9 protein-coding genes are annotated in these 18,518 nt (G+C 68.1%); 7 read left to right on the forward strand and 2 right to left on the reverse strand.

Translation table 11 applies throughout. The features are described 5' to 3' along the window. The first annotated feature begins 98 nt into the window (after positions 1-98). Positions 99-1,478 (forward strand): MATE family efflux transporter, encoded by a 1,380-nt coding sequence (locus tag J2X52_RS09925; RefSeq protein WP_310152325.1) that lies wholly within the window; start codon positions 99-101, stop codon positions 1,476-1,478. Positions 1,479-1,595: 117 nt separating this feature from the next. Further along, positions 1,596-3,491 carry a signal peptide peptidase SppA gene (gene sppA / locus J2X52_RS09930; protein WP_310152328.1) on the forward strand — a complete coding sequence of 632 codons (1,896 nt, stop codon included), beginning with the start codon at positions 1,596-1,598 and terminating at the stop codon, positions 3,489-3,491. Positions 3,492-3,563: 72 nt separating this feature from the next. Here sppA and J2X52_RS09935 read toward each other — a convergent pair whose 3' ends face one another. Further along, positions 3,564-4,592 carry a sugar kinase gene (locus tag J2X52_RS09935; RefSeq protein WP_310152330.1) on the reverse strand — a complete coding sequence of 343 codons (1,029 nt, stop codon included), beginning with the start codon at positions 4,590-4,592 and terminating at the stop codon, positions 3,564-3,566. Between the two features lie 193 nt (positions 4,593-4,785). Between J2X52_RS09935 and J2X52_RS09940 the strand changes: the two genes are divergently transcribed. The 5 genes from J2X52_RS09940 to J2X52_RS09960 all read left to right on the forward strand — a co-directional run bounded on the left by J2X52_RS09940 (position 4,786) and on the right by J2X52_RS09960 (position 16,926). After that, positions 4,786-7,578, forward strand: a complete 2,793-nt coding sequence (locus J2X52_RS09940; RefSeq protein ID WP_310152333.1) for a TonB-dependent receptor — start codon at positions 4,786-4,788, stop codon at positions 7,576-7,578. A gap of 275 nt (positions 7,579-7,853) precedes the next feature. Then, positions 7,854-11,009: a TonB-dependent receptor gene (locus J2X52_RS09945; protein ID WP_310152336.1), complete on the forward strand. Its 3,156-nt coding sequence runs from the start codon at positions 7,854-7,856 to the stop codon at positions 11,007-11,009. A 109-nt stretch (positions 11,010-11,118) separates the two neighbouring features. Then, positions 11,119-11,991, forward strand: coding sequence for a pectinesterase family protein (locus tag J2X52_RS09950; RefSeq protein ID WP_310152339.1), 873 nt, complete (start codon positions 11,119-11,121; stop codon positions 11,989-11,991). An 8-nt stretch (positions 11,992-11,999) separates the two neighbouring features. After that, positions 12,000-13,052: a pectate lyase gene (gene pelA / locus J2X52_RS09955; protein ID WP_310152343.1), complete on the forward strand. Its 1,053-nt coding sequence runs from the start codon at positions 12,000-12,002 to the stop codon at positions 13,050-13,052. Positions 13,053-13,107: 55 nt separating this feature from the next. Next, entirely contained in the window at positions 13,108-16,926 is a 3,819-nt protein-coding gene (locus J2X52_RS09960; RefSeq protein ID WP_310152346.1) for a LamG-like jellyroll fold domain-containing protein, read from the forward strand. 706 nt (positions 16,927-17,632) lie between these two features. On the opposite strand, the gene J2X52_RS09965 is transcribed toward J2X52_RS09960, so the two are convergent. After that, positions 17,633-18,439 carry a rhamnogalacturonan acetylesterase gene (locus J2X52_RS09965; protein ID WP_310152489.1) on the reverse strand — a complete coding sequence of 269 codons (807 nt, stop codon included), beginning with the start codon at positions 18,437-18,439 and terminating at the stop codon, positions 17,633-17,635. Between the last annotated feature and the right edge of the window lie 79 nt (positions 18,440-18,518).

Raw genomic sequence — 18,518 nt, forward strand, 5'->3', positions numbered from 1 at the left:
CTCCCCGGCGCGGCTGACGATAGAATGCCCGTCCTTCGCGCCCCGGTGCCAGCGCACGCATCCGTCGTCCGCGCGGCCGCAGTCGCAGAGTCGTCTCCATGTCTTCCGCAATCACGCCGCCGCCCTTCGGACACGAGGTGCGGCGCACCGCCGTTCTGGCGGCCCCGCTGGTCGCCGGCCACGTCGCCACCGGCCTGATCGGCTTCGTCGATTCCGTCATCGCCGGCCACCACGGCACCGCCACGCTGGCTGCGGTCGCCGTGGGGACGGCGATCTTCTGGCTGCCGCTGATGGTGCCGATGGGCACGCTGATGGCGGTGCCGCCGTCGGTGTCCCAGCTCGACGGCGAAGGCCGCCATGCCGAGGTCGGTCCGCTGTTCCGGCAGGCGCTGTGGCTGGCGGCCGGTCTGGGCCTGGCGCTGTTCGGGCTGCTGACGGGGCTGGCCGCCGGGCTCGGGCCGTTCGGCATCGCGCCGGACATCGTGCCGGGCGCCACCGCGTTCCTGCACGGCATCCGCTGGGGCGTGCCGGCGCTGACGCTGTATTTCTGCATGCGCTATCTCAGCGACGGCCTGCACTGGACGCTGCCGACGATGGTGTTCGGTTTCGGCGGTCTCGCCGTGCTGGTGCCGATGGGCTATGCGCTCGCGTTCGGCTGGGGGCCGTTCCCCGAGCGCGGCGCCGGCGGCCTGGGTGTCGCGTCGGCGATCATGATGTGGATGCAGTCGATCGCATTCGCGCTCTATCTGGCGTTGTCGAAGCGCTTCGCGCGCTACCAGCTGTTCACCCGCTTCGACCTGCCGCGCTGGACGGAGATCCGCGCGCTGCTGCGCACCGGCCTGCCGATCGGCGTCACGGTGACGATGGAAGGCAGCCTGTTCGTCGTGACCGCGCTGCTGATCGGCCGGCTCGGCGAGATCGAGGCCGCCGCGCACCAGATCGCGATCAATGTCGCGGCGCTGTGTTTCATGGTGCCGTTCGGCCTGGCCGAGGCGACCACCGTGCGCGTGGGCAATGCGATCGGTCGCGGCCTCGGCAGCGCCGGCGTGCGGCGCGCGGGTTTCGCCGGTCTGACCCTGGTGCTGGTGACCCAGTCCGTCTCGGGCGTGCTGCTGTTGCTGGGCCACGACCATGTGGTGGGCATCTACACCGAGGACGCTGCGGTGGCCGCGCTGGCCGGCTCGCTGCTGCTCTATGCCGCCGCGTTCCAGTTTCCCGACGGCATCCAGGCGCTGTCGGCCGGCGCGCTGCGCGGGCTCAAGGACACGCGTGTGCCGATGTTCCTGGCCGCAGCCGCGTACTGGGGCGTGGGCATGGCGCTGGGCGCCACGCTCGGTCTCGGCCTGGGCTGGGGACCGAAGGGCATGTGGATCGGCCTGATCGCCGGCCTGACCGTCGCCGCCGTGCTGCTGGGCACCCGGTTCCTGCGTAGCAGCCGGCGCGTGCCTGCGCTGTCTGCCGATCCGACGGCACAGTGACGACTGGCGCATGCATCGGCACGCCGCGCCCGGTAGGCTGCCTGCCGGGACCGATCATGGCCGCACCGCTGCCGGCGGCCAGACCCCGACACTTTTTCTGATGGAGCTGTTTCCCGCATGAGTACTGTGCAGCCACGCGCGCCGCTGACGCGCTTCATTGTCGGCATCTGGGACGGGATGAACTTCATCCGTCGGCTGGTCTTCAATCTTCTGTTCTTCGGTCTGCTGTTCCTGTTCGCGTTGCTGGTGCTGATCGCCATCGTCGGCGGCGGCTCACGGCAGGCGCCGCTGCTCGAGCGCACCACGCTGGTCATCGCGCCCGAAGGCGCCCTCGTCGAGCAGTACCGCAGCGATCCCTTCATGCGCGCGCTGGCCGAAAGCAGCGGCAGTGGCGTGGGCGAGGTACAGCTACGTGATGTGCTGCGCGCGCTGGAAGCGGCGAAGACCAACGACCGCATCGAGCGCGTGCTGCTGCGCACCGACCGCATGACGTTCTCGGGCTACGCGTCCATGCGCGAAGTCGCCGAGGCGATTGCCGAAGTGCGCGCGGCCGGCAAGCAGGTCGTCGCCTTCGGCGAGTATTTCGGTCAGCAGCAGTATCTGCTCGCCGCGCAGGCCGACGAGGTCTACCTCGATCCCGAAGGCGGCATGATGCTCGAGGGTCTGGCCGGCTACCGCCAGTACTATCGCGAGGCATTGGCCGACAAGCTCGGCGTGGACGTGCACCTGTTCAAGGTCGGCGAGTACAAGTCGGCGGCCGAGCCCTACATCCTCGACGGCGCATCGCCGGAATCGAAGGAAGCCGATCTGTACTGGATGAACGACATCTGGCAGCGGCACATCGCCGACATCGCCAGGGTTCGCGGCACCACGCCAGAAGCACTCAACGCCAGTGTCGACACGCTGCCGCAGGGCATCGCCGCGGCGCAGGGCGATCTGGCCCAGTACGCGCTGGCGCAGAAGTTCGTCGACGGCCTGAAGACACGTGGGGAGGTCGAAGACCTGCTGGTCGAGCGTGGCGTCGCCGACGAAGATGCCGAAGGCGGGTTCCGGCAGGTGTCGATGCGCGACTTCCTCGCGCACGTGTCGCCGGCCAATTCGGCCGCGGACCGTCGCGACCAGGTCGCGGTGGTCGTCGCCGAAGGCGGCATCACCGGTGGCGAGCAGCCGCCGGGCACGATCGGTGGCGAGTCGACCTCGGCCCTGCTGCGCGAGGCGCTGGACGACGAGCGCGTGAAGTCGGTCGTGCTGCGTGTGGATTCGGGCGGCGGTGAAGTGTTCGCCTCCGAGCAGATCCGCCGCGAGGTCGATGCGCTCAAGGCCGCCGGCAAGCCGGTGGTGGTGTCGATGGGCGACGTGGCTGCATCGGGCGGCTACTGGATCAGCATGAACGCCGATCGCATCTACGCCGATGCTTCGACGATCACCGGCTCGATCGGCATTTTCGCGCTGGTGCCGACCTTCCCGCGCACGCTGGAGAAGATCGGCGTGCGGACCGACGGTGTCGGCACGACCCCCTTCGCCGGTGCGTTCGATCTCACCCGCGACTTGCAGCCCGAGGCCGGTCAGGCGATCCAGGCGATCATCGACCGCGGCTACCGCAACTTCATCGGCAAGGTCGGTGATGCGCGTGGTCGCAGCGCGGAGGAGATCGACGCCGTCGCGCGCGGTCGCGTGTGGAGCGGCACCCAGGCACTCGATCGCGGTCTGGTCGACGAGCTCGGCGGTCTGCGCACCGCGATTGCCAAGGCCGCGGAACTCGGTGGACTGGAAGAGGGCAAGTGGCGCACGCGGTATGTCGAGAAGACCGCGACGCCGTTCGGACGCTTGCTGACCGGATTCATCAGTGGTCGCCTCGGCGGCGCGCTGGTCAGCCACAGCGACATCGCGCGTGGCGTGCTGGCCCGTGTGGCGCCGCGCGCCGAACAGGACATGCAGTTGCTCGAAAGCGTGATCACCCCGCAGCCGGGTCGCCCGGTCAAGGCGGTTGCGTACTGCTTCTGCGAACTCTGAGTTCCAGCAGAGCGCGTCATGCAAACGGCCCGCCATTGGCGGGCCGTTTTTTATGATGAAACGCAGTACCTGTCAGCGGCGCACGTCGAGCCGCGCGCTGTCGACAAGTGCGTCCACGTCGGCGACGCCGACCAGATTGAAGTCGCCCGGCACGCTGTGCTTCAGGCGCGCAGCCGCGAGACCGAAGGCGAGCGTGCGGGCATCGTCCAGCCCCGACAGCACGCCATGCAGCACACCGGCAGCGAATGCATCGCCGCCGCCGATCCGGTCGACGATGCCGTCGACGGGCAGGGCCTCGATGCGCTGCACGCCTCCATCCCGACGCACCAGCACTGCGCCCAGCGCGTGGCGGTCGACGCTGTGCACCGTGCGCTGCGTACACGCGATGCGCTGCAGGTGCGGGAACGCGGCGAAGGCGCGCGCCGCCGCCTGCAGCGTGCGTTCGGCACTCGCGTGCGCGCCGGTCTCAGCCGCCTCCAACCCGAGCACGAGATCGATGTCGCGATGATCGATGAAGGCGATATCCGCCTCCATCAGCAGGCTGCGCAACAACGGCGCCGGCGCATCGTTCCAGGTCGCCCACAGCTTCGGACGGAAGTTGCCGTCGAACGAGACCGTCGTGCCACGCGCGCGCGCGGCGCGGACCGCCGCCAGTGCCGCGTCCGCCGCATTCCGTCCGACAGCGGGAGTGACGCCGGACACGTGCAGGCAGTCGATACCGTCGAGCAGGGCCGGCCAGTCGTAGGTCTGGGGCGCCGCGCTTGCAAACGCCGAATCGGCCCGGTCGTAGACCACATCGCTGGGCCGGAGTCCGGCGCCGGCGGCGAAGAAATACAGACCCATGCGCCCCGGTGCGCGGGCGACCCGCGAGACATCCACGCCGTGTCGGCGCAGCTCGCCCAGCGCGCCGTCACCCAGCGCATTCGCGGCGACCGTGCCCGCCAGGGCAGTGTCGTGGCCGAAGTGGGCGAGCGAGACCGCGACGTTGGTTTCGGCGCCGCCGACGTGCACGTCGAGATGCCGCGACTGCAGCAGGAATTCGCGGCCTGGTGCGCCCAGGCGCAGCAACAGCTCGCCGAAGCAGAGGATACGTTTGCCCATTCGGCAATGCCTTTCGGTCAGGTGCCCGGCGGGGGCGGACAGGGTGGATGTGGCGGCGCAGCATGCTTTGGGGAATCCCCTCTGCTAGCGTTTGACCCGCGGTGTCATTCCGGCACCGGCGAACCACCATAACAAGCGCGTCCACGCAGTCAAGACGCGCCGAGATCGCTTCGCACCCTGGGAGGGGAACGACATGACGCAGTTGCACGGTAGAAAAAAGACACCGGTTACCTTGCTGGCGGCGAGCATCGCACTCGCGCTGCAGGCGGTGGCCATGCCTGCCTTCGCGCAGACCGCTGGCGGCACGGCGGACGACGGCGTCGAAGAGACCGCCACCGCCGGTGACGCCACGCAACTGGAGGTCGTGCGCGTCACGGGTTACCGGGCCAGCGTCGAGAAGGCGCTCGACATCAAGCGCGGCGAAGCCGGCGTGGTCGATGCGATCGTCGCCGAGGACATCGGCAAGTTCCCGGATCTCAATCTCGCCGAATCGCTGCAGCGCATCCCGGGCGTGGTGATCACGCGCGAGGGCGGCGAGGGCCGCAACATTTCCGTGCGTGGCCTCGGTCCCGATTTCACCCGCGTGCGCATCAACGGGATGGAGGCGCTGAGCACCGTAGGCGGCAGCGACGGTGCCGGCGGCACCAATCGTGGCCGCGGCTTCGACTTCAACGTCTTCGCCTCCGATCTGTTCTCGCAGCTGATCGTGCGCAAGACCGCATCGGCCGAAGTCGAGGAAGGATCGCTCGGCGCCACAGTCGACCTGCGCACGTCGCGGCCGTTCGATTACGACGGTTTCACCATGGCCGCCAGCTGGCAGGCGGCGTACGAGGACGCGTCCGAATCCATCTCGCCGCGTCTGGCCGGGCTGGTGTCCAACACCTGGGCCGATGGCCGGGTGGGTGCACTGGTCTCGTTTGCGATCAGCGAGCGCAAGGGCGTCGAGGAAGGGACCGGCACGGTGCGCTGGGCCAATGGACCGAGCAACGGGAACTTCAACGCCTCCTCGCCGTTCGCGGCCGCGCGTGGCGCCAACGTGTTCCATCCGCGCTTTCCCCGCTACACCCTGATCGAGCACGACCAGCAGCGCACCGGCGTGACCGCCTCGCTGCAGTTCAAGCCGACCGACCGCACCACGCTCTCGCTCGACGGCTTGTACTCCAAGATCGATGCAAAGCGTGACGAGCGTTACATCGAGGCGTATTCCTTCAGCCGCGGCGGTACGGGCAAGCCGGAAACCATCGTCCGCGACGGCGAGATCCGCGACGGTGCCCTCGTGTATGGCGTGTTCGATGACGTCGATCTGCGTGCCGAGAGCCGTCACGACGAGTGGAGCACGGTGTTCAAGCAGCTGAGCCTAGAGGCCGAACACCGCTTCACGAGTGATTTCCGCATGAGCGGGCGGGTGGGCAGCTCGCGGTCCGAGCACGGTAATCCCGTGCAGGCGACCATCATGATGGACAAGCTCAACGTCGACGGCTACAGCTACGACTACCGCAACGATCCCTACAAGCCGGTCTTCAATTACGGCGTGGATCCGACCGATCCGGCAGGCTGGACCCTCTCCACGATCCGTCTGCGCCAGAACTACGTCGAGAACAATTTCGACTCCGGACAGATCGATTTCGACTGGAGCCTCTCGCCCGGCTTCCGCCTCAAGGGCGGCGTGCTGGCCAAGGATTATTCGTTCGGCTCCCGCGAGTTCCGTCGCGGCGCAAACGAGGCCATCGTTCCCAGCTTCCCGAACGGCTCGACCATCGTGCCGACCGACTTCGTCAGCCTGGCCCGCCTCAGCGGCCTGGCGGGTGCGCCGGGTACCTGGGTGGTTCCGGATTTCAACAAGATCGCCAGCCTGTTCGGCATCTACAGCAATGAAGGCACGTTCACCCAGACCCAGTTCGCCGCCAGCACCCGTGGCGTCGAGGAAGAAGATCGCGGCGCCTACCTGCAGGGCGAGTTCTCGACCGATCTGGGCTCCATCCCGTTCTCGGGCAACTTCGGCGTGCGTCATGTCCGCACCAGCCAGTCGTCGACCGGCATCGCGTCGGCCAGCGGCACGCCGATCCCCACGACCGTGTCGCGCGAGTACAGCGACACGCTGCCGTCGATGAACCTGGTGGCCGAGGTCGCGCCCGATTTCCTGATCCGCCTCGGCGCAGCCAAGGTCATGTCGCGGCCGGGCCTGGGCAGCCTGACACCGGGCGTCACGGTCAATATCAGCGGCTCGGCGCGTGCGGTTTCGGGCGGCAATCCGCTGCTCGATCCGATCCGTGCCACCACCGCCGATCTCGGATTCGAGTGGTACTTCGATGAGGGCGCGATGCTCGGCGTCGGCCTGTTCTACAAGGACATCGACAGCTTCATCCAGAACACCCGCGAGACGCGGACGTTCGCGTCCAGCGGCCTGCCCGCCAGCCTGCTCGACGGCACCGGCGTATCGGTCAACGAAGACTTCGTGTTCTCGGTGCCGATCAACACCCCCGGTGGCGAGTTGATGGGCTTCGAAGCGAACTACACCCAGCCCTTCACCTTCCTTTCGGGGATCTGGCAGGACTTCGGCGTGCAGTTGAACTACACCTATGTCGATTCGCAGATCCAGTACCTCACTTCGACCGGCGCCAATGCGCAGAAGACCGACCTCACCGGTCTGTCCAAGCACGCGTGGAACGCCACAGTGTTCTACGAGGGCGAGCGCTTCTCCGGCCGAGTGTCGGCGACCAACCGCGACGACTACCTGATCCAGGTGCCGGGTACGGAAGTCGGCTTCGACAGCGCGGGAAACGGCGTGCACGGCCAGACCGGCACGACCACCATCGACGCCTCGGTGCGGTGGAAGCTCACTGACCAGTTCGAAGTCACGCTCGAGGGCATCAACCTGACCAACGTCGCGCAGGAATCCTGGGTCGCCAATCCGGCGCTGCAGCTTCCCCTCGAATACAGCCAGACCGGCCGTCAGTATCTGGTGGGCCTACGCTACAAGTTCTGATCGCAACGTCGTTCAAACGAAAAGCCGGAGCGGCGACGCTCTGGCTTTTTTCGTTGCTGCAACCTGCGTTCGCGACGACTGGAGCTCTGCCGTAGGCGCGGGTTCTGCATAGAGCGTGCGGTGCCGTCTTGCTGCGTTGCAAGATGCCGCCCGCTGCACGCGCTGGTAGGTTACGCACCTCGATGACCATCGGTGTCATTGATCAGGCAGAGGAGGCGCTAGGCGCAACCTCCCGCGAACATCAGACAACACACGTTTCGGGGAAAATCATGCAGATGGATCGTATCCGTGAAGTCCGGAAGACACCGGTTACCTTGCTCGCCGCCGGCATCGCCGTCGCGCTGTCGTCGCCGGTTATGGCCCAGCAGTCCCCAGAGCAGGAACGCGCCGTCGACATGGCCGCTGTGACCGTGACCGGCTATCGCGAGAGCCTGCAGAAATCGCTCGACGAGAAGCGCTACAGCGTGGAGCAGGTTGATGCGATCTTCGCCGAGGACATCGGCAAGTTCCCCGACCAGAACCTGGCCGAATCGATGCAGCGCATCGCCGGCATCTCGATCGATCGCGAAGGTGGTGAAGGCCAGCGCATCTCGGTGCGCGGTCTGGGTTCCGACTTCACCCGCGTGCGCCTCAATGGCCTCGAAGCACTGGCGACCGCCGGCAGCGGCAGCGCCGGCGTGAACCGTTCGCGCGGTTTCGACTTCAACACCTTCGCCTCCGAGCTCTTCAGTCAGGTCAAGGTCAACAAGACCCAGTCGGCGCAGATGGACGAAGGCTCGCTGGGCTCGACCGTCGATCTGCGCGGCTCACGTCCCTTCGACTTCCAGGGGTTCCGTGGCTCGGCCAGCGGCCAGATCGGTTACAACGAACTGTCGGAGGAGAGCGATCCGCGCGTGTCCGGCCTGATCAGCAATACCTGGGCCGATGGCCGCGTCGGCGCGTTGCTGTCGGCGTCCTACAGCCAGCGCACGGTGTTCGAGGAAGGCTACAACCCGGTGCGCTGGGAGCACGGTAACCATCGCAATTCCAACCAGTCCAACGTGGCCAACAACGGCACCTACGGCTTCTGCTCGCCGGCCGGCTACAACCCGCAGACCCCGCGCAATCCACTGGCCAACGAAACGCCGGCCGGTGTCGGCAGCCAGGCCAACCAGGACCGCAACAACGGCTGGGGCAGCTATGGCATCGATGCCAACAACTGCGGCACCGGCCTGCCGCGTCCGGCGGCGACGCCGGAGAACATCGCCGCCTACGAGACCGCGACCAACGCCTGGCTGCCGCGCTACCCGCGCTATATCCGCACCAAGCACGAGATCGAGCGCCTCGGCGTGACCGGCGCGTTCCAGTTCCGCATCAGCGACGACACCTTGCTGAGCTTCGACGCCCTGTACTCCAAGCTCGAAAAGGACCAGCGCGAGGATTCGCTGGGCGCCAACCTGCACCGAGCGGCGAATCTTGGCGGCAAGACCCAGATCGTCGTACGCGAGGCCCAGGTCGACGATCGCAATCGCCTGCAGTACGGCGTGTTCGACAACGTCGACTTCCGCACCGAGTCCAGCCAGATCGAGGAGTCTACCGAGTTCAAGCAGTTCAGCCTGCAGCTCGAGCACCGCTTCAACGACGCGGTGCGCCTCGATGCGACCATCGGTCACTCGTCGTCGGAGTACGCCCGCCCGGTGTTCTCGATGGTCAGCTTCGACAATGCGAATCTCGACGGTTTCGTGCTCGACCTGCGCGGCAATCCCGAGATGCCGAGCATGACCTTCCCCTTCGACACCAGCAGCCCGGATGCGTGGCAGTGGCGGGGCTACGGCGCAGTGCCGGTCAACAGCAACGGCACCGCGCGCGGCGCGAACATCAGCGAAGTGCGCCTGAATCCCAACTACGTCAGCAACGCCTTCGATACGGCCAAGGTCGACCTGTCCTTCGACCTCAATCCCACCCTGACCTTCCGCACCGGCCTGGCCTGGAAGGACTACGACATGAGCACCGAGGAATACCGGCACATCAGCTACGGCCGTCTGCCGCAGGCCTTGCCGGCCGGTGTGACCATCGGTGACCTCAGCACCACGCTCGACGGCTTCGGCAACAACCTGTCGGGCAGCATGCCCAGCTCGTGGCTGATTCCGGATTTCGACAAGATCGCCGCTCTGCTCAACATCTACAGCAATGCCGACAACGGCGTGCCCGGCGGCGACTACCGTCTCGCCGGCATCGGCCACTTCGGTTCGTCGAACAACAACTTCTCGGTCAACGAGCGCAGCATGGCGACCTACGCCCAGCTGGACTTCAACACCGACCTGCTCTCGCGCGCGCTGCGCGGTAACGTGGGCGTGCGCCTGGTCAAGACGCAGATCAGCGCCGCAGGCTGGGCGCCGTGCCCGACGGGCGGCGAGGCGAACTGCGAGCGCGTGTTCGGTGTCGCCAACGCGACGTCCGCGGCCGGCGACCGTTTTGTCGTCGAGAGCGTGGTCGGCCACAACTACACCGACGTGCTGCCGTCGCTGAACCTGTCCTGGGATCTCACCGATACCTTCATCATGCGTTTCGGCGCGGCCAAGACCATGGCCCGCCCGACGCTGACCTACATGTCGCCCAGCGTCACCGGTGGCCCGACGAACTTCTTCGACGACGGACGCTTCTACTCGATCAATCTCGGCAACCCGAAGCTGGATCCGTTCCGCTCGACCAACTTCGATCTGAGCGCCGAGTGGTACTTCGGCGAGGGCGCGTTGCTGTCGGCGGCGGTGTTCTACAAGGACATCGAGACCTATGTGCAGCGCACGCGCCTGCTGAGCACCTGGTCGGAACTCGGTTACTCGCTCGACCTGCTGCCGCCCGGCTTCAACGCCAACACGATCTTCAACGTGCAGAGCTACTACAACACGCCGGGCGGCCCGCTGAAGGGCTGGGAGCTGACCTACCAGCAGCCTTTCACTTTCCTCTCGGGCTTCTGGAGCAAGTTCGGCGTGCAGATGAACTACACGCACGTGGATTCGGACATCGAATACCTGTTCAGCACCGCCGCCAGCAACAACACCGCGGTGGTGACCCAGATCACCGAGAACCAGCTGGTGAACCTGTCGCCGAACTCCTACAACGCCACGCTGTACTACGACGACGGCCGCTTCAGTGCGCGCGTGTCCACGAGCTACCGTGACGGCTACATCGGCGAAGTGCTCAGCCGCGAGAACGTGTGGGACCTAGACGGCAACCAGTTCGGCACCGCAGATGTCACCGGCAAGCACAGCGTGCGCAATGTCGACTTCAACACCTCGTACAAGGTCACCGACAAGCTCAGCCTGACGTTCGAGGCGGTCAACCTGCTGGACACGCCCGACCGCCGCTACGTCGATTCGGACCTGATGCTGCCCGATCGCTACACCACGACGGGACGCCAGTACTACGTCGGTGCCCGCTATCGCTTCTGAGGCCTCCCCACGTCGCCTGCCCCCGCCGTTCCGGCGGCGGGGGTGGGGGCGTGTCCTGCCGCTGGCGGTGACGCTGGCATGCCTTGCCGGCTGCGCGTCGCGCGCACCCGTGCGTGACTTCGATGTGGTCGCCGGCGGTCCTTTCGCCGATGTGCAGGCTGCAGTGGATGCCGCCGTGGCCGCCGGCAGGCCCGCGCGTATCCGCATCGCCCCGGGTGTCTGGCGGGGCGTCGTCGATGTGCCACCCGGTGCGCCGCCGTTGACCCTGACCGGCGGCGGCAAGGGTGTCACCACGCTGGTCAACGGCCACGCCGCGTCCAAGATCGATCCGCAGACAGGCCGTCCGTTCGGTGTCTACGGCTCGGCGACACTGTTCGTGCGCAGCGACGATTTCCGCGCCGAGCGACTCCACATCGTCAACGATGCCGGCCCCTTCGGCCCGGCGGTCGCGCTGGTCGTGGACGGGACGCGGGCGGCGTTCCGCCAGGTCCGGGTGCTCGGGCACCAGAACACGCTGTACCTGCGCAAGCCCGGCGCGGTGGCCTGGTTCCGCGATAGCCGTGTCGAGGGCACGGAGGATTACATTTTCGGTGCCGCCACCGCGCTGTTCGAGGGCGGCTCCCTGCATTCGCACACCAAAGGCGCGGTGACCGCGGCGTCCACGCCCGCCGGGCAGGCGTACGGCTTCGTCTTCGAGCGTGTCCGGCTCAGCGTCGGAGCGGGGGTGTCGAGCGTCTATCTGGGGCGGGCCGGGGCGCCGCATGCAGCGGTCCTGTTCGCTGATTGTGTGCTCGACGCACCGGTGTCGTATCCGGGTTGGTACGACGAGGGCAGCGAAGACATCCATGCGACTGCCCGCTTCGGCCTGCTCGACCCCCGCGGCGGTTTCTTCACGGTCCTACCCGCAGCGCCCTGGGCGGGCGAGGCGCCCGCATTGCCGACACGCGAGATGCTGTTCGGTGACTGGAGACCCTTCGAATGAGACGCCCGATGCGTGTACTGCAGTACGTCGTGCTGCTGGCTGCCCTCGTCGCGGGCCCCACCGCGTCCGCCGCTGCGGCGGACCCGGTGGCCCAACGCATGTTGCAGGCCCAAACCGCCTCGGGCGGCTGGCCCAAGCACCTCGCCGGCAAGGCGATCGATTACGCGCAGCCGTTCAATGCGGCCGAGAGCGCCGCGCTCGCGCACGCCGATCGGCCGGACGAGGCCACGATCGACAACGATGCGACCACGCGGGAGATCGTGCATCTCGTCAAAGCGTGGCAACACACCGGCGACCTGCGCTACCGCAACGCCGCGCTGCGTGGCGTGGACTATCTGCTCGCTGCGCAGTATGCCAACGGTGGCTGGCCGCAGTTCCATCCCGACCGCTCCGGCTATCGCGGCCAGGTCACGTTCAACGACGACGCGATGACCCAGGTGGTCGGCCTGCTGCAGGACATCGCTGAAGCGCAGGGCGATGTCGCCGCACTCGCGCCACTGCGCGGCGAAGCGGCCCGCGCCGCGGTGGACCGGGCGATCGCGCTGATCCTCGATCTGCAGGTGCGCATCGATGGCGTGCCGACAATCTGGGCGGCGCAATACGACGAGACGACGCTGGTGCCGGAAGCGGCGCGCAGCTACGAGCTGCCGTCGCTGGCGAGCGCGGAATCGGTGAGCATCGTCCGCCTGCTGATGCGCCAGCCGCAGCCCACGCCCGAGATCGTCGCGGCGGTCACGCATGCAGCCGCCTGGTTCGAGACGCATGCGCTGGCGGACCTCGCGGTCGAGCGCACGGAGCGCGATGGCGCGCGACCGCGCGACGTGCGACTGGTCCAACGCCCGGGTGCCAGACTGTGGGCGCGGTTCTACGACCTGGAGCGGCAGCAGCCGCAGCTGGTCGATCGTGGTGGCGCGATCGTCGCGTCGCTGGCCGAGATGTCGGAGGAGCGCCGGACCGGGTACGCCTGGTACGGCGCCTGGCCCGACCGGTTGCTGGAGAAGGAACTGCCGCGCTGGCAGCGTTCCCATGCACCGGGCGGACTGCCGGCGGATACGCCGTAATGCGCGCGGGCTTTGACCGGCGCATCGTTGTCGAGGAGATGAAGGTTTGAACCAGATGTCGAAGCGAATCCTGGCCGTGGCCTGTGCACTGTGCCTGTCAGCGATTGTCCATGCGGACGACACGCCGCGCCTGCTGTTCCATGTCTCCGCAGACGCGGATTTCGTCGCCGACACCGCGGCAGGCGATCCGGTACCCAACTTCAAGGACAAGGTGCGCCTGGTCGATGGCGGCGCGCGCGGACGCGCGATCGAATGGGACGACGACGGCGTGCTGTCGTGGAACGCGCCGGGCAACATCGACGCCGCGCGCGGCACGCTGAGTTTCTTCTGGCGCTCGCGCGATCCGGTCGGCGAGGCGCCGTTCGTGATCTTCCGCGTCGGCTACGCCGACCATTCCAGCTGGGACATGGCCTGGCTGCGCATCGACTGGAACGGAGAAGGCTTCGATGCCTTCGTCACCGATGCCAACCTCGCGCGCTCGCGGGTGTCGTTCCGCATGGACACGCCGCCGGCCGCCGACGCGTGGACGCATGTCGCGTTCGCCTGGGACGAGACCGTGGGCGTGCGCCTGTACGTCGACGGCCGCGAAGTCGGTCGCGAGGATCGTCCGGCGAATGCCCAGGCGTCGTTCGACTACGACGCCGCGCTGGACCAGTTCGGCCTAGCCGCGCGCATCCTCGCGCCGCACCAGGTGCAGAGCCGCTACAACTTCCTGCGCGGCAGCGATTTCGACGACATCCGCGTGCACGACCGCATGCTCGATGCCGCCGGCGTGCAGGCCGTGCGCAGCTTCCGTGCACCCGCGTCGGCCGTGGCACCGGCCGACCGCCAGGCCGCATGGCTGTTCCGTCACGGCTGGCAGGACGGCGCCGCGCCGCCGCTGCTCGACACGCCGGTGACGACGATCCGCAAGGTCGAGTTCGCGGATGCGAAAGACCTCAAGCAGTGGATGTGGAAGGGCACCGACGGCATCGCCGAAACCACCTGGCCGGGCGTCTACAACCGCTCGCGGCTGCGCGGCCGCGACGATTACTTCCAGTTGCCCGACTGGGACACGTATGTCGACGGCGGCAAGGCGCTGGATCTGAGCCTGCCCGACGAGCCCTGGAACCGCATCGAACTGCGCGGCGCCGCCTACGGCCAGGCGCAGGCCGGCGCCGGGCCCGATGCGCTGGCGCCACTGTTCACAAGGCCGCAGGGCGTGGTGCGCAGCGTCGACACGTTCGCCGAACGCCGCGGCGGCCACCTGCGCTTCGAGAACGCGGCGCAGGAAACCCCGATCCAGGAAATCTGGGCTTATCACGTCAGCGACGCCGCCGAGCCGGAAGGCTCAGTCAAGCAGGCCTACACGATTCGCGGCAACGCCGAGATCGACTACACCAACCTCGCCGATCTGCGCGCCTACATCGAGGGCCGCTTCGCGCCCGGCGAACGCAGCATGGCGCTCGCCCTGCCGGGCCGCGCCGCGTTCCGCGCGCGTACGGCGACGCAGACGCAGGCCGCGGACGCGCAGCCGATCGTACACGTGCTGATTCCGTCGGGCATCAGTGACGCGCCGGCCGCGCAGCCGTTGATCCGCAGCTGGGCGCACAGCTGGGAGAACATGCACGACGGCCTCGACGGCATCGCCATCGACATTCCCGCGCTCGACCTGCCGGCCACGCACACGGTGGACGGCACGGCGGTGATCCCGCTCAACATCCGCGTCAAGGATCCGGTCTGGCCGGCGCGCGACATGATCGACGTTTCGGTGTCGGTACGGCCGGGCGAGAAGCGCACGGTCTGGCTCGATACGCGCGACCGCATCCTCACCAATGACAGCCTGTGGATCAGCATCGCCTCGGCCGCAACGGGCTTCGATGCGTCCGCGCTCGACGGCGCCGAAGTGCGCATGGTCTACAAGCCGCGAGAGCAGGCGATTGCCGAGCACGTCACTGATCGCTTCAACCAGGTGCGCGACAACTGGGGCTTCCTGGTCGAGGAACACACCACGTCCAAGCGCCAGCGGCTCTACCAGCGCGTGTTCGCCGACATCAGCGATCTGCTGCGCGTGGATCCCGACCACGAACTCGGCCGGCGCTACTGGAACTACATGAGCTACAACAGCCAGGGCCTGCCGCCGTTCGAGCAGCCGCAGGCGCCGGCCGGCGTGCCGCTGTGGGCGTTCCGTCAGCTCGAGGATCTTAAGGCCGTGCGACGCTTCATCGAATGGTGGATCGACGAGCGCCAGGTGGCGTTCGGCGATTTCGGCGGCGGCATTTCCGACGACAGTGATCTCAGCCAGCAGTGGCCGGGCCTGGCGCTGATGGGCGTGATGCCCGACAAGATCAACGCCTCGATCACCGCGCTGGCCGATGCGGCCTATGCCAACGACATGTTCGTCGGCGGCCTGTCGACGATCGAGACCGACGAACTGCACGCCTACGAGGAAGGCATCAACACCAACAGCGCGATGGCGCTGCTCAACTGGGGCGACCCGCTGAGCATGACCCGGCTGATGGAGACCGTGCGCGACCTCGACGAGAAGATCGTGCTGCGCAATCCGCAGGGCCATCTGCTGTTCTCGAGCAACTGGTTCGGTGGCAACAAGGTCTATCGCGAGCCGCGCTGGCAGTGGCAGAAGCCGTATTCGTTCCCGGTGCTGCATCCGGCGTTCGTGCTCGGCGTGTTCAATGCCGATCCGACCAGTCGCGGCATGATCACCGGTCTGGCCGACGGCTACCTCGCCCACGCCTATACCGACGAGGCCGGCGCCTGGCAGCTGCCCAACGAGATCAACTGGGCCACCGGCGAGCGCCGCGGCGGCAACCTGTTCGAGGGATCGGGCGGGGCCGACACGATGCACCTGTACTGGGCGGCCTGGCGCTGGACCGGCGACGCGAAGTACCTGCGCCCGATCGAATACCGCGTCGAGCGGGCCGGCCCCGCGGGCCTGTCGAACCTGTCGGAGAACTACGTCGACGCGCTCGGCCGCCGCGAGGACTGGGGCACGCGCCTGCAGCAGTCCGCCGACAAGGGCGAGACCGGTGTGCAGAGCGTGTTCGCCTGGCAGCAGACCGGTGACAAGGCCTATCTCGAAGCCCTGCATGCCGACGGCATCCAGGCCAAGGCCATGCGCGAGTACATGAACACCGAAGGCCACTGGTGGTCGGACCGGGTCGAGGCGCACAGCGAGTTCCTGCAGCGCGTGCGCCTCGGCGGGCTCGGTTTGAAGCGCAACTCGACCTATCCCGGCCACACCGTGAGCTGGCGCTTCGCCGACGAGACGGAGGCGGAAGCCGTCGCGCTGCTGGTGTCGGCGCCGTCGCGTGAGCGCTTCAAGGTGATCGCGCACAACACCGGCGCGCGCAGCGCCAGCGCGGCGATGACCGGCTGGAACGTCGCGGCCGGGCGCTGGCGCATCACCAGCGGTGTCGACCGCAACGGCGACGAAGCCATCGACGGCCGCACCCAGACCCGCGAGGTGACGCTCGAGACCAGCACATCGGTGGAGCTGGCGTTCGCGCCCGGCCGCACCGAGGTGTTCGAGTTCGAGCTGATCGAGGCCGGCACGCCGGTGGAGACCCGCGCCGACATCGGCATCGGCCGCGGTGACGTGCGCGTCGTCGACGGCGCGGTCGAGGTGACCGTGCACGGCCTGGGCCATGTCGATTCCCCGGCAGGCATCGCGGTGCTCGAGGATGCGCGCGGTCGCGAACTCGCGCGTGCGGAGATCCCCGCGCTCGAGGCACCGCGCGACCTGCGCCCCAGAACCGCGACGCTGCGGCTCGTGCCTGCGGCCGGTGTCGATCCGCGCGGCGGACGCGTGCGCATCGCGCTGCCGGATGACGGCGAGGAAGTGACCCGGCTCAACAACGTCGCCGACGTGCGCTGATGGGGCGGGGCCTGCGGCCTTCGGGCCGCGGGCCTGTCACTGGATTGGAATACCGGATCGATGCGGCTGCCGCGGCGGCCTCGCGGCCTGGCGAGGTTGCGGATCCCCCGTGCCGTCCCGGCCTTCATAGGCACGCGCTCGCGCGCGATGGGGCGTGCCCGACAAGGCCACCGTCCGGACGGCCTCGCGCCGTCCCGGCCCCTGTAGGAGCGCGCTCGCGCGCGACCAAGAACCTCCTGGACGGCCACGTTCGCGCGCGAGCGCGCTCCTACAGGGAGGCTGCTGACCGGTCGCGAATGCCGACTGCCGGTGCAGCTCTGCGCGTCAATGGCTGCGAACCAGGGTGCCGGTCTGCGCCGGCAATACAGCGCGGCGATGATCGCCGCGAACAGCGCGACCCTTCAGACCGACGTGTTCGCGTTCGCAGGAGCGAACTCGCGTGTGACCGAGCCGGACGGAACCCTCGTTCGCACGTCTGCACGCGAGGAGTCCGCCGGTTCGACGAGGCTGCTGCGGAGTCGGCGCCGTGGCCGGGTCCGGGCGATCCTGCGCCGCTCCCGACCTTGTAGGAGCGCGCTCGCGCGCGACCAAGGACCCCCTGGACTGCCAGGTTCGCGCGCGAGCGCGCTCCTACAGGGCGGCTGTTGACCGGTCGCCGCTGCACGCGTGGATTCCGTTTGCCGACGCAAGCTCTGCGCGGCAACGACTACGGAATCAGGTGACGCCGCAGCACTGGCACCTGCTGCGCGAGTTCGTCGGCAACGATCGCCGCGAACAGCGCGGCGCCTTCCGGGCCGAGATGCGTGTAGTCGAACGCGAGCTTGGCCTGGCCCATCGGTTCGGTCGCTGCGTTGTCCTGCGTGCTGGCGGGCATGGGCGCTGCTGCAGCCGTTGCAGGCGCGGCGGCGGGCGGCGTGCCGATCGTCGTGCCGGCCTGCGCGGCGGCGACCTGTTCCGGAGCTGCAGGACGCTGCGCGGCGCGCATCGCGAGCACCGGGCCCATGCCCTGCACGAGGTCCCGGCTGCGCGCGTGCAGATCGACCAGCGGCACGTCGAGCTCGCGCGCGACCGTGCGCGTCGCCTCGGCCCACGGCGCGAGATCGTCGAGCAGGCGGCCGTCCTCGAACTGGCGGCGCGTCAACGGTGTCACCAGGACCGGGTGCGCGCCGGCGGTGCGGATCTCGGCGACATAGCGGCGCAGATTGTCCGGAAATTCGCTGGTCAGATCGGTTGAGCGGCCGGGCTTGCCCGGCTGGTCGTTGTGGCCGAACTGCACGAGCACATACACCGCGTCGAACGGCCCGGTGCGCATCTCGTGCAGCGCGATGTCCCACGAGCCCTCGGCGCGGTAGTTGTAGGTGCTGCGGCCACCGCGGGCCAGATTGACGCAGGCCAGGAACGAGGCCACGTGGCGATCGCAGAACGCGCCACCCCAGCCGCCCTGCACGGCGGTCGTGGAATCGCCGACGAGTACGATCTTGCTGGCCTGGATCGGCGTGACCGGCGGGCGCATTGGATTGTCCGTGCCGAAGGCGGCGACGGGGCAAGCCACCGACAGGACGAGGGCGAGCAGGCGCGGATGGCGCATGGAT

Source organism: Luteimonas sp. 3794, assembly GCF_031456825.1.
In the GTDB taxonomy this organism is placed as follows: Bacteria; Pseudomonadota; Gammaproteobacteria; order Xanthomonadales; family Xanthomonadaceae; genus Luteimonas.

What these genes read in the sequence shown, in the direction of transcription:
- J2X52_RS09960 (WP_310152346.1), top strand. Translation starts at nt 13,108, where the DNA reads ATGTCGAAGCGAATCCTGGCCGTGGCCTGTGCACTGTGCCTGTCAGCG.
- J2X52_RS09945 (WP_310152336.1), top strand. Translation starts at nt 7,854, where the DNA reads ATGGATCGTATCCGTGAAGTCCGGAAGACACCGGTTACCTTGCTCGCC.
- sppA (WP_310152328.1), top strand. Translation starts at nt 1,596, where the DNA reads ATGAGTACTGTGCAGCCACGCGCGCCGCTGACGCGCTTCATTGTCGGC.
- J2X52_RS09940 (WP_310152333.1), top strand. Translation starts at nt 4,786, where the DNA reads ATGACGCAGTTGCACGGTAGAAAAAAGACACCGGTTACCTTGCTGGCG.
- pelA (WP_310152343.1), top strand. Translation starts at nt 12,000, where the DNA reads ATGCGTGTACTGCAGTACGTCGTGCTGCTGGCTGCCCTCGTCGCGGGC.
- J2X52_RS09925 (WP_310152325.1), top strand. Translation starts at nt 99, where the DNA reads ATGTCTTCCGCAATCACGCCGCCGCCCTTCGGACACGAGGTGCGGCGC.
- J2X52_RS09935 (WP_310152330.1), bottom strand. Translation starts at nt 4,592, where the DNA reads ATGGGCAAACGTATCCTCTGCTTCGGCGAGCTGTTGCTGCGCCTGGGC.
- J2X52_RS09965 (WP_310152489.1), bottom strand. Translation starts at nt 18,439, where the DNA reads ATGCGCCCGCCGGTCACGCCGATCCAGGCCAGCAAGATCGTACTCGTC.